Consider the following 12052-nt stretch of genomic DNA (forward strand, 5'->3'; position numbering starts at 1 on the left):
GTCGCGCATACTGGGGCCTTCCGTTCAACGGGCCCCGACCGCCCGGCCAACGCCTTCCGCAAGGAGTCGAGTTGCCGTTCACGCTCAGCCATGCCGCGGCGGTTCTGCCGGCGGTGCGCACCGACGGGAGCGGCCGGGTCGCCCTGGTTCCCGCGGTGCTGATCGCTGGGAGCTTCGCTCCCGACATGACCTATTACGCGGCGAGTGTCCTGTCGGGAGCCATGCGGTTCGGCGACGTGACGCACGCCTTCTGGGGCGTGTTCACGGTCGATGTGGTCATCGCCTGGGCGCTGGTGGGTCTGTGGCTGCTGGTGCGCGAACCGCTGGTGGCTCTGTTGCCGCGGGGCCGGCAGGGCCGGACGGCGGCACTGCTGCGGTGCGGTGCGCCGCGTGCGCGCGCGGAGGCGTCGCTGGTGGCGCGCTGGTACGTCTCGGCCGTGCTGGGCGCGTCGACGCACGTCGTGTGGGACGCGTTCACGCATCTCGACCGGTGGGGGATGCGGGTGTTTCCCGTGCTGGGGGAGGAGATCGCGGGCTCGCCGCTGTACTGGTATCTGCAGTACGGCGGTTCCGCGGTGGCGGCGATCGTGATCGCGCTGTTCGTGGCGCGGGCGCTGCGCCGTACGCCTGCGGTGGCCGGTCCGGCGGGGGTGCCCGTGCTCTCGGCCGGCGACCGGTGGGGGGCGGTGGCGCTGCTCGGCGGGTGTGCGGCGGTGGGGGCGGTGCAGCGGGCCTCGCGCTGGTGGGCCTACTGGGGGTCGACCGCGAAGCCCTGGGAACTGATCCCGACGGTGTGCTTCGGCGCGGGCGCGGGGCTCGTTCTCGCGCTGCCCTTGTACGCGGTGGCCGTCAGGGCGTGGCGTCCGACCCCGGCCACGGAGGGCTCCGCAGACTCCGGTACACGGCGGGAGAGCCGTACGGCCGCACGCTGAGGGTCTCGCTCGCCGGGACGAACACGGTGACGGTACGGACGGGGCGGGGGCGGGGCAGCCAGGTGACCAGGAGGGTGAGGTAGGCGCGGGCCAGTTCGGTCCACAGCCGCCAGGGTGGCTGCTCGCCGGGGAGTACGGCACCGGCGGTGCGGCCGGTGCGCCATCTGGCGTTGGTGATACAACGGCCGAGGTCCGCGGTGGCGTTGCGCAGCGCCGTCGCGAGGGTGACGGGGATGCGGGCGGTACTTGCGGCGGCCGCGAAGACCGGAACCGGTGGAAACGCCTTGAGGGTGGGTCCGTCGGCGTCGGCCCGCGGGGGTGCCGCTCTGCGGTGAAGCATGCGTATACCCATGCGTCGCATCCTGTCGGGAGGGGCGCACACCGGCCCTCCCGCAAGGGCCACGCGGGTGAGGGTCCGGCCGGGAGGCGGGCGGGGTCCAGGCAGGCGCGCGGGTGCGGTCGGCAGGGGGTGCGCAGGTGCGGTCGCAGGGGGTGCGCAGGTGCGGTCGCAGGGGGGCGCCCCTTGGCCTGGGCCGCCGCTGCCCTCGGCCAGCCGCGTCGGTCAGGGCGTCGTCGCAGACCTGGCGCGGTGGACGCTCCGGCGGAGCAGGGTGCGGCGGCGGGTGTGGGTTTCCGGGGGTTCTTCAGCAGTCGCCCGCAGACGTTGCTGATCGGTGTCCAGGCCATGGCATGGCGATGACCAGGGCCATGTGGACCGGGCCCTCGGCCTGAGCCTCGGCGATGGCGCGCAGTGTGCGGTCGTCACGGCAGTCGGCGGCCTGACTCGTGTGGCGTGAGAAGCTCAGCTCGGCTGGCGGCGGTGGCCTGCCCGCCACCTCCGCCATGCCGGACTTCTGCGCCGGGCACGGTGTCACCGCGGACATCGAACTGCTGCCCTCGGCGCGGGGGACCGAGGCCCTCGAACCGCTCGGACGCGTCCGCCGCCGCTTCGTCCTCGACCTGTCCGGTCTGGACTGACGACATGGTCCGAGGGCCTCGGTGTGCTCAGTGCGCCGCCGACTCCCAGTCCGGGCCCACGCCCACCGACACGCCCAGGGGGACGCGGAGCTGGACCGCGGACGCCATTTCCCGGCGGACCAGTTCTTCCACGGCGGAGCGCTCGCCCGGGGCGAGTTCCACGACGATCTCGTCGTGGACCTGGAGGAGCATGCGGGAGCGCAGGTCCGCCTCGCGCAGCGCGCGGTCCACGTTCAGCATGGCGATCTTGACGATGTCCGCCGCCGTCCCCTGGATCGGCGCGTTGAGGGCCATGCGCTCCGCCGCCTCGCGGCGCTGGCGGTTGTCGCTGTTGAGGTCGGGCAGATAGCGGCGGCGGCCGAAGAGCGTCGCCGTGTAGCCGGTCGCCCTCGCCTCGTCGACCACCCGCCGCAGATAGTCCCGTACACCGCCGAACCGCTCGAAGTAGGCGTCCATCAGGGCGCGCGCCTCGGCCGCCTCGATGTTCAGCTGCTGGGAGAGGCCGAAGGCCGACAGTCCGTACGCCAGGCCGTACGACATGGCCTTGATCTTGCGGCGCATCTCCGCGTCTACCGCGGACGGCTCCACCGAGAACACCTGGGCGGCCGCCGTCGTGTGCAGGTCCTCGCCCGAGGTGAACGCCTCGATCAGACCGGCGTCCTCGGAGAGATGGGCCATCACGCGCAGTTCGATCTGGCTGTAGTCCGCGGTGAGGAGCGCCTCGAAGCCTTCGCCCACGACGAACCCCCGGCGGATCGCGCGGCCCTCGTCCGTACGCACCGGGATGTTCTGGAGGTTGGGGTCCGTGGAGGACAGCCGGCCGGTCGCGGCCACCGTCTGGTTGAACGTGGTGTGGATCCGGCCGTCCGCGGCGATCGTCTTGATCAGGCCCTCGACGGTGACGCGCATCTTCGCCTGCTCACGGTGGCGGAGCATGATCACCGGCAGTTCGTTGTCCGTCTGTCCTGCCAGCCAGGCCAGGGCGTCGGCGTCGGTGGTGTAGCCGGTCTTCGTCTTCTTGGTCTTGGGCAGGGCCAGCTCGCCGAAGAGGACCTCCTGAAGCTGTTTGGGCGAGCCCAGGTTGAACTCGTGCCCCGCCGCCGCGTGCGCCTCCTTCACCGCTTGCTGGACGGCGCCCGCGAACGTCTGCTCCATGGCTTCCAGGTGGGCCCGGTCGGCCGCGATGCCGTGCCGCTCCATGCGAGCCAGCAGAGCGGACGTGGGCAGCTCCACGTCGCGGAGCAGATCCGCCGCGCCCACCTCGGCCAGCCGGCCCTCGAAGGCCTCCCCCAGGTCGACGATGGTGCGGGCCTGCAGCATGAGTGCCTCGGCCTCCGCCCCGTCGTCCGCGCCGAAGGCGAGCTGGCCGTCGGGCGCGGCGGCGGGTGCCAGCTCGCGGTGCAGGTACTCGAGGGACAGCGCGTCCAGGTCGAAGGAGCGGCGGCCCGGCTTCACCAGGTACGCGGCGAGCGCGGTGTCCATGGTGACGCCCTCGATGGTCCAGCCGTGCTCGGCGAAGACGCGCATCGCGCCCTTGGCGTTGTGGAACACCTTGGGCTTGTCCTTGTCGGCGAGCCAGGCGGCGAACGCCCGCTCGTCGGTCTCGTCCAGCTCGGCCGGGTCGAACCAGGCGGCGGGCCCGGCGGCCGAGGCCAGCGCGACCTCGGCGACCGAACCGCTGCCGAGCGCCCATGCGTCGACGGTGGCGATCCCGAGGGGGCCCGCGCCGTGTTCGGCGAGCCAGCCGGCCAGCTCGCCCGTCCCCAGCACGGTGCCATCGAGCTCCACACCGCTCGTGACGACCGGGGTGGTTTCGGCCTCCTCCGCGCCCGGGTCGACGGCGAACAGACGCTCGCGCAGTGAGGGGTTCCTGATCTCCAGGGTGTCCAGGATCATCGCCACGGCCTTGCGGTCGTAGGCGGTCCGCTCCAGGTGGGAGACGGTCTTGGGCAGCTCGACCCGGCGCTCCAGCTCGGTGAGCCGGCGGTTCAGCTTGACCGCTTCCAGATGGTCGCGCAGATTCTGCCCGGCCTTGCCCTTGACCTCGTCGACACGCTCGACGAGCTCGGCGAAGGAACCGAACTGGTTGATCCACTTCGCGGCCGTCTTCTCTCCGACGCCCGGGATCCCGGGGAGGTTGTCGGACGGGTCGCCGCGCAGCGCCGCGAAGTCGGGGTACTGGGCGGGCGTCAGGCCGTACTTCTCGAAAACCTTCTCCGGGGTGAACCGGGTCAGCTCGGAGACGCCCTTCGTCGGGTACAGCACCGTGGTGTGCTCGGACACCAGCTGGAAGGAATCGCGGTCGCCGGTGACGATCAGCACCTCGAAGCCCTCGGCCTCGGCCTGGGTGGCGAGGGTGGCGATGACGTCGTCCGCCTCGTAGCCCTCGACGCCGAAGCGCTCGGCGTGCATCGCGTCGAGCAGCTCGCCGATCAGCTCCACCTGCCCCTTGAACTCGTCCGGGGTCTTGGAGCGGTTCGCCTTGTACTCGGTGAACTCCTCCGAGCGCCATGTCTTGCGGGACACGTCGAAGGCGACCGCGAAGTGTGTGGGCGCCTCGTCACGCAGCGTGTTGGCCAGCATCGACGCGAAGCCGTAGATCGCGTTCGTCGGCTGGCCGGTCGCGGTGGTGAAGTTCTCCGCGGGCAGCGCGAAGAACGCGCGGTACGCGAGCGAGTGCCCGTCCATGAGCATCAGTCGCGGGCGGGTGCCAGGGGTCTGGCCGGTCTTCTTCGATGCTGTCTCTGCCACGCCTTCGATCCTGCCACGTGCCACTGACACTCGGTTCCGTGCGGTGTGCCCGCCGCCCGGTGTGCCGCCGGTTCCGTGCGGTGTGCCGCCGGATCCATGCGGTGTGCCGCCGGATCCATGCGGTGTGCCGCCGGGTGGATTCGCCCCCTCCGCCCCTTCCCGTCCCGTCCCTGGGGCTGCGCCCCAGACCCCGTCGGCCCTGCGGGCCTTGTCCTCAATCGCCGGACGGGCTGTGCGGGGGGCCAACGGGCTGTGCTGGGGCCATGCGAGGATCGGAGGGGTATTTCACATTTCACACGTGTGCGTGGACAGGAGTGCGCTATGGCAACGAAGCCGCCCAAGGGTGATCCGGTTCAGGATGCGCCGCAGGTCTCCGGGCCTAAGCGGGCGGCCGCCGGGCTGCCGGCGATCGGGCACAGCCTGCGGATGGCCCAGCAGCAGATGGGTGTGAAGCGCACGGCGCTGACGTTGCTCAACGTCAACCAGAAGGACGGCTTCGACTGCCCGGGCTGCGCCTGGCCGGAGCCGGAGCACCGGCACAAGGCGGAGTTCTGTGAGAACGGCGCGAAGGCCGTGGCCGAGGAGGCCACCCTGCGCCGGGTCACCCCGGCGTTCTTCGCCGAGCACCCGGTGGCCGACCTGTCCGGCCGCAGCGGCTACTGGCTGGGGCAGCAGGGGCGGCTGACGCACCCCATGTATCTGCCCGAGGGCGGCGAGCGTTACGAGCCGGTCACCTGGGAGCGCGCCTTCGACATCGTCGCCGAGGAGATCGCCGCCCTCTCCTCCCCCGACGAGGCCGTCTTCTACACCTCCGGGCGCACCAGCAACGAGGCCGCCTTCCTCTACCAGCTGTTCGCCCGGCAGCTGGGCACCAACAACCTCCCCGACTGCTCGAACATGTGCCACGAGTCGTCCGGCTCGGCCCTGTCCGAGACCATCGGCGTGGGCAAGGGAAGCGTGCTGCTGGAGGACCTCCACAAGGCCGACCTGATCATCGTCGCCGGCCAGAACCCGGGCACCAACCATCCGCGCATGCTGTCCGCCCTGGAGAAGGCGAAGGCGAACGGGGCACGGATCGTCAGCGTCAATCCGCTGCCCGAGGCGGGCCTGGAGCGCTTCAAGAACCCGCAGACGCCCAAGGGGCTCACCACCGGCGCCGCCCTGACCGATCTGTTCCTGCAGATCCGCCTCGGCGGCGACCAGGCCCTCTTCCGCCTCCTCAACCGGCTGATCCTCGACACGCCGGGGGCCGTCGACGAGGAGTTCGTACGCGAACACACGTACGGCTTCGACGAGTTCGCCGAGGCCGCGCGCGCCGCCGACTGGGACGAGACGCTTACCGCGACCGGTCTCACGCGCGGGGACATCGAGCAGTGTCTGCGGATGGTCCTCGAGTCGGAGCGCGTCATCGTGTGCTGGGCGATGGGCCTCACCCAGCACAAGCACTCCGTGCCGATGATCCGCGAGATCGTCAACTTCCTTCTGCTGCGCGGCAACATCGGCCGCCCCGGCGCGGGCGTGTGCCCGGTGCGCGGTCACTCCAACGTGCAGGGCGACCGCACCATGGGTATCTTCGAACGGCCCGAGCCGGCGTTTCTCGACGCCCTGGAGAAGGAGTTCGGTTTCGCACCGCCGCGCGAGCACGGCTACGACGTCGTGCGTGCCATCCGCGCGCTGCGTGACGGGAAGGCGAAGGTCTTCTTCGCCATGGGCGGCAACTTCGTCTCCGCCTCCCCCGACACGGAGGTCACCGAGGCGGCGATGCGCCGCGCCCGGCTGACGGTGCATGTGTCGACGAAGCTGAACCGCTCGCACACCGTCACCGGCGCGCGGGCGCTGATCCTGCCGACGCTCGGCCGTACGGAGCGCGACGTCCAGGGCGGCGGCGAGCAGTTCGTGACCGTCGAGGACTCCATGGGGATGGTGCACGCCTCGCGCGGCCGTCTGGAACCGGCGAGTCCGCAGCTGCTGTCCGAGCCGGCGATCGTGTGCCGGCTGGCCCGCCGGGTCCTCGGGGAGAGCAGCACCGTGCCCTGGGAGGAGTTCGAGAAGGACTACGCGACGATCCGCGACCGCATCGCGCGGGTGATCCCCGGCTTCGAGGACTTCAACGCGCGCGTGGCGCGCCCGGGAGGCTTCGCGCTGCCGCACGCCCCGCGCGACGAACGGCGTTTCCCGACCGCCACCGGCAAGGCCAACTTCACCGCGGCACCGGTGGAGTTCCCGGAGCTGCCCGAGGGCCGGCTGCTGTTGCAGACGCTGCGCTCGCACGACCAGTACAACACCACGATCTACGGCCTCGACGACCGTTACCGGGGGATCAAGAACGGTCGCCGGGTGGTGCTGGTCAACCCGGAGGACGCGCGGGAGCTGCGCCTGGTGGACGGCAGCTACGTCGATCTCGTCGGCGAGTGGAAGGACGGCGTGGAGCGCAGGGCGCCCGGTTTCCGTGTCGTGCACTATCCGACGGCGCGTGGCTGTGCCGCCGCGTACTACCCGGAGACGAACGTCCTGGTGCCGCTGGACGCGACCGCGGACACCAGTAACACCCCGGCCAGCAAGTCCGTGGTGGTACGTCTGGAACAATCGGCGGCCGACTGAGCGTTCGCTCAGCATACAGCCGTACGACCAGCACGAATGGAGCCGGGCCCATGGGAGAGCAGCAGCAGGTGAAGTTCCCGCAGGAAGTCATCGACGAGTACGCCGCGCTCGGTGTGGACCTGCCGGCGCTGTTCTCGGCGGGCCACCTGGGCACGCGCATGGGCGTGCAGATCCTTGAGGCCTCGGCGGAGCGAGTCGTGGGGACGATGCCGGTGGAGGGCAACACCCAGCCCTACGGGCTGCTGCACGGCGGCGCCTCGGCCGTGCTGGCCGAGACACTGGGGTCGGTGGGCTCGATGCTGCACGGCGGCAGCCGCAAGATAGCTGTCGGCGTCGACCTCAACTGCACGCACCATCGCGGTGTCCGCTCCGGTCTGGTCACCGGCGTCGCCACGCCGGTGCACCGGGGACGGTCCACGGCGACGTACGAGATCGTCATCACCGACGAGACGGACAAGCGGGTATGCACCGCGCGCCTGACCTGCCTGCTGCGTGACGTGAACCCCGGCGACGCGGAACGCGCAGCCGGCTGACGGTTGTCGGACGGGGAGCCCCCTCGGGGGCTCCCCTGGCGGGGCTGCCGGGCGGGGAGGCCCGTCGGGCGCTCCCCGGACGGTGAGCCCCCTCGGGCGCTCCCCAACCACCGCCCGGCGCGGAGCCCCCAGAGGCAGTCTCCCAACCACCGCCGGACGCGGAACCCCTCGGGCACCCCCGACCGATGCCCGGCGCGGACCCCCCAACAGGCACTCCCTCAAAGCCACCCGGCGCGGAGCCCCTCAGGCGCCCCCGACCGCCGCCGGACGAAGAGCCCCCTCAGACGCTCCCCCAACCGGCCGGACGCGGAACCTCCTCGGGCACCCCATGACCGCTGCCCGGCGCAGAGCCCCCCAAGGCGCTCCCCCGCCTGCTGCCCGGTACGGAACCCTCAGGCGCCGCCCGACCGCCGCCGGACGAGGAGCGGCCTCAGGCGCTCCCCCAACCGGCCGGAAGCGGAACCCCCTCAGGCCTCCTACGACGGCCACCTGGCGCGGAACCCCCTCAGGCGCCCCCCGACCGCCACCCGGCGCGCAGCTCCCCCAGGCGCCCCCCGACCGCCACCCGGCGCGCAGCTCTGCCAGGCGCTCCCCCAACCGCCCGGACGCGGAACCGCCTTGCGCTCCCCCAACCGCCGCCGGACTAGGAGCCCCCTTGCGCTCCCCCGACGGCTCCCCCAAGCGCTCCCCGCCCCACCGCCATTGCCTCCGGCCGACCGGCGTCCTAGCGTTCGGGGCATGGGACGGGGAGGCACCTCTCGGGTGTGGGTGGGGGCGTTCGGCGCGCCCAACGCGGGCGCGCTGCCGGCGTGTTCGACGCCGGCCGGCTGCGGCGCGGCGGATTCCGGCCACTCGGGCCGCGCGTTCCCTTCGGCGGGGGCGGGCGGCGGGAGCACGGGCTCACCGTCACCGCTGTGCGTCGTCGGCCGCTGGTCGCGCGAGGTGCTGGACGACCGTGCCTACGGCGACTATCAGTTCATGGGTCTGTCCGGCGGGGAGTACGACATGCTGCGCGAGATGGTCCATTCCGCGCGGGCCGCCGCCAAGCGTCAAGGGGCGGGCGACGCGCGCGAGGCCGGCCGGCCCGGCGAAGGGCCCTGGCCGTGAGCGGGGTTGGCCCGGTGGAGCCGGGTGAGGGCACCCGGGTTCGGACCGTCGCCCCTGCGCACCGTCCCCAACGCGGCTTCCCCCACGGAACTTCGAGCGGCACCGCAGGGCCGCGCTCGGTACGCTGCTCACCTCCGCCGTGCTCGCGGGCAGCGGCTACCTCTACCTCAGCCGGCCCCGGCCGCAGCCGCCGCCGGAACCTCCCCACCCGAGCAAGGTGACCGCCGTCGACTACCTGAAACCGCAGGCCACAGACGTCGGGACCGATCCGCGGAGGTTTTCCTTCGATGTGGCGATGTCCTTGGAATCCGGCCCTCCGGTTACCGTGACACGGATATCCCAGCCTTATGCCGGACTGTCCGTGACATCCAGCCCTCGCACCCCTTTTCGGACAAAAGCAGGGGCGACGCGGAGGATCACGATCACCATGCAGGTCACGGAATGTGGAAAAGTGCCGCGGAATGCCGGACTCCCTTTCCTGGATGTAACTTTGCGTAATACGCGCGCCCTCGAGGCCCACAGCTTCATCCTCGGGTCGCGCTACGCACAGGACCTCTCCCAGGCCCTGCAGGTAGCCTGTAGCAACGACTTCGGGTAATCACCAAAACGCCCGAGACACCTGAAACGATGCCGCCCGGTCCTGCGGTTTCTCAGCATCCGGACAGGGCAAAACGGCGAGAATTCAGCTCTTCCCCCCACTCGGTACCGCTCTGCAATACGTCGTGTCATAACAAGAGCGTCACAGCCTTGGCCAGAGTCTCCTCCGCATTCCCCACACACGCTTAGAGTCACGGCCAGTCACCGCGCCGCCCGATTCACACGTCGGCCCAGCGCATCGACTCGGCCGTTTCCACCGGGAAGCGGCTGTCAGGTGAAAGGACTGGATCGTGCGTCAACGTTCGCTCATCGCCATCACCGCCGCGCTGGCGGCGGGAGCACTCACCCTCACTGCCTGTGGTTCGCGCGACGACAGCAAGGGCGGTGGCGACGGTGAGAACGCCACCGTCGTCATCGGTCTCGACGCCCCGCTGACCGGCGACCTGTCGGCCCTGGGCCTGGGTATCAGGAACTCCGCAGACCTCGCGGTCAAGAACGCGAACGCTCAGAAGGTGGTCGACGGCATCACCTTCAAGCTCGACGCCAAGGACGACCAGGCCCAGCCATCGGTCGGCCAGCAGAACGCCGTGTCCTTCATCAACGACAAGGACGTTCTCGGCGTCGTCGGCCCGCTGAACTCCAGCGTCTCGCAGTCGATGCAGAAGCCGTTCAACGACGCCAACCTGGTGCAGGTGTCGCCTGCCAACACCGGCACCGAGCTGACCCAGGGCGACAACTGGAAGAGCGGCGACAAGAAGCGTCCGTTCAAGACCTTCTTCCGTACGGCGACCACCGACGCCATCCAGGGTGCCTTCGCCGCAAACTTCCTCTTCAACACGGCGAAGATCAAGGACGTCTACCTGATCGACGACCAGAAGACGTACGGCGCCGGCCTCGCCGCCTCCTTCAAGGCCACCTTCACCAAGCTCGGTGGCAAGATCGTGGGCACCGACCACGTGAACCCCGAGGAGCGCGACTTCAACGCCGTGGCCACCAAGGTCAAGAAGTCCAAGGCCAAGGCCGTCTACTACGGCGGTGAATACCCGGCCGCCGGCCCGCTGAGCCAGCAGATCAAGGACGCCGGCGCCAACATCCCCCTCATGGGCGGCGACGGCATCTTCAGCGCCGACTTCATGAAGCTGAACAAGAAGGCCCAGGGTGACCTCGCCACCTCCGTCGGTGCGCCGACGGAGAAGCTCGACTCCGCCAAGAAGTTCATCGCGGACTACGACAAGGCGGGCTACGAGGAGGACTACGAGGCCTACGGCGGCGGCACCTACGACGCCACCTGGTCCATCATCCAGGCCGTCAAGATCGCCTACGAGAAGAACGACAACAAGCTGCCCAGCCGCGAGCAGGTCCTCGAGGCCATGGCCGAGGTGAAGTTCGACGGCGTGACCGGCCCGGTCTCCTTCGACGAGTTCGGTGACACCACCAACACCATGATGACCGCCTACCAGGTCGAGGGCGGCACGTGGAAGGACAAGCACTCCGAGGCCGTCAAGCCGGAGTAGCACGCAAGGCTCCCTCAGCACTTCAAGCGTTGTCCCAGGCCCCGCGGGAGCGCTACAGCGCTCCCGCGCGGCGCCATATCCGAACCACTCCACGGAGGCCTTGCGGTGAACGAACTGCCGCAGCAGCTGGCCAATGGACTCATCCTCGGCGCGATGTACGGTCTCATCGCGATCGGCTACACGATGGTCTACGGCATCGTCCAGCTCATCAACTTCGCCCATGGCGAGATATTCATGATCGGGGGCTTCGGGGCCTTCACCGTCTTCCTCTGGATGCCGGATGGCACGTCCCTGCTGGCGATCATCCCCCTGATGCTCGTTTTCGGGGTCATCTGCTCCGTCGTCGTGGGCGTCGCAGCGGAACGATTCGCCTACCGGCCCCTGCGCGGGGCACCTCGCCTGGCTCCGCTGATCACCGCGATCGGCCTCTCTCTCTTCCTGCAGCAGGCCGTCTGGTACGCGTACCCGGACGCCAAGAAGGACATCACCTTCCCACAGTTCTCGGGTGAGTCCCTGAGCCTCCTCGGCGCGAACATCAACCGCAACGACCTCTTCATCCTGATCGCCGCACCGCTGTGCATGGTCGCCCTCGGCTGGTTCGTCAACAAGACGCGCTCCGGCCGCGGTATGCAGGCCACCGCCCAGGACCCCGACACCGCCAAGCTCATGGGCATCAACACCGACCGCATCATCGTCATGGCCTTCGCCATCGGCGCCGCGTTCGCCGCCGTCGCCGCTATCGGGTACGCCCTGCACTTCGGCCAGATCGGCTTCAAGATGGGCTTCCTGATGGGCCTCAAGGCCTTCACGGCAGCCGTGCTCGGCGGAATCGGCAACATCTACGGCGCCATGCTCGGCGGCATCGTCCTCGGTCTCGCGGAGGCCCTCTCCACCGGCTACATCGACCAGATCCCCGGTATGGAGCAGTTCGGCGCCCAGTCCTGGGCCAACGTGTGGGCCTTCATCCTGCTGATCCTGTTCCTGCTGTTCAGACCACAGGGCCTGCTAGGCGAACGCGTCGCGGACAGGGCGTGATACC

General features: G+C 70.2%; 8 protein-coding genes and 1 pseudogene. 7 read left to right on the plus strand and 2 right to left on the minus strand.

From position 1 onward, the window contains the following. The first annotated feature begins 71 nt into the window (after nt 1-71). Nucleotides 72-932 (plus strand): DUF4184 family protein, encoded by an 861-nt coding sequence (locus AB0L56_RS23800; protein WP_365426099.1) that lies wholly within the window; start codon nt 72-74, stop codon nt 930-932. Here the strand turns inward: AB0L56_RS23800 and AB0L56_RS23805 are convergent. Then, a complete protein-coding gene (locus AB0L56_RS23805) occupies nt 850-1284 on the minus strand; it encodes a hypothetical protein (RefSeq protein WP_365426101.1) in 435 nt (144 codons plus the stop codon). The two genes, AB0L56_RS23800 and AB0L56_RS23805, sit on opposite strands and share 83 nt — an antisense overlap. Before the next feature lie 431 nt (nt 1285-1715). Between AB0L56_RS23805 and AB0L56_RS23810 the strand changes: the two are divergent. Next, nucleotides 1716-1910, plus strand: a pseudogene (locus tag AB0L56_RS23810) (NAD(P)-dependent alcohol dehydrogenase); the annotation flags it as partial. 27 nt (nt 1911-1937) lie between these two features. On the opposite strand, the gene polA reads toward AB0L56_RS23810, so the two are convergent. Beyond that, on the minus strand, nt 1938-4661 hold the full coding sequence (gene polA / locus AB0L56_RS23815) for a DNA polymerase I (RefSeq protein ID WP_365426104.1): 2724 nt from the start codon (nt 4659-4661) through the stop codon (nt 1938-1940). Between the two features lie 321 nt (nt 4662-4982). Between polA and AB0L56_RS23820 the strand changes: the two genes are divergently transcribed. The 5 genes from AB0L56_RS23820 (at nt 4983) to AB0L56_RS23840 (ending at nt 12048) form a co-directional block, all read left to right on the plus strand. Then, on the plus strand, nt 4983-7262 hold the full coding sequence (locus AB0L56_RS23820) for an FdhF/YdeP family oxidoreductase (protein ID WP_365426107.1): 2280 nt from the start codon (nt 4983-4985) through the stop codon (nt 7260-7262). A gap of 50 nt (nt 7263-7312) precedes the next feature. Continuing rightward, a complete protein-coding gene (locus tag AB0L56_RS23825; RefSeq protein ID WP_361030095.1) occupies nt 7313-7795 on the plus strand; it encodes a hotdog fold thioesterase in 483 nt (160 codons plus the stop codon). Between the two features lie 738 nt (nt 7796-8533). After that, nucleotides 8534-8902: a hypothetical protein gene (locus tag AB0L56_RS23830; RefSeq protein WP_365426110.1), complete on the plus strand. Its 369-nt coding sequence runs from the start codon at nt 8534-8536 to the stop codon at nt 8900-8902. Between the two features lie 887 nt (nt 8903-9789). After that, nucleotides 9790-11013, plus strand: coding sequence for a branched-chain amino acid ABC transporter substrate-binding protein (locus AB0L56_RS23835; protein ID WP_365426113.1), 1224 nt, complete (start codon nt 9790-9792; stop codon nt 11011-11013). 105 nt (nt 11014-11118) lie between these two features. Then, nucleotides 11119-12048, plus strand: a complete 930-nt coding sequence (locus AB0L56_RS23840; protein WP_361030084.1) for a branched-chain amino acid ABC transporter permease — start codon at nt 11119-11121, stop codon at nt 12046-12048. Nucleotides 12049-12052 lie beyond the last annotated feature (4 nt).

Source organism: Streptomyces sp. NPDC052079 (assembly GCF_040680275.1).
GTDB lineage: Bacteria > Actinomycetota > Actinomycetes > Streptomycetales > Streptomycetaceae > Streptomyces.

Bases quoted from the DNA above. Each gene is read 5' to 3' on its own strand.
- AB0L56_RS23825 (WP_361030095.1), top strand. From the start codon at position 7,313: ATGGGAGAGCAGCAGCAGGTGAAGTTCCCGCAGGAAGTCATCGACGAG.
- AB0L56_RS23830 (WP_365426110.1), top strand. From the start codon at position 8,534: ATGGGACGGGGAGGCACCTCTCGGGTGTGGGTGGGGGCGTTCGGCGCG.
- AB0L56_RS23820 (WP_365426107.1), top strand. From the start codon at position 4,983: ATGGCAACGAAGCCGCCCAAGGGTGATCCGGTTCAGGATGCGCCGCAG.
- AB0L56_RS23805 (WP_365426101.1), bottom strand. From the start codon at position 1,284: ATGGGTATACGCATGCTTCACCGCAGAGCGGCACCCCCGCGGGCCGAC.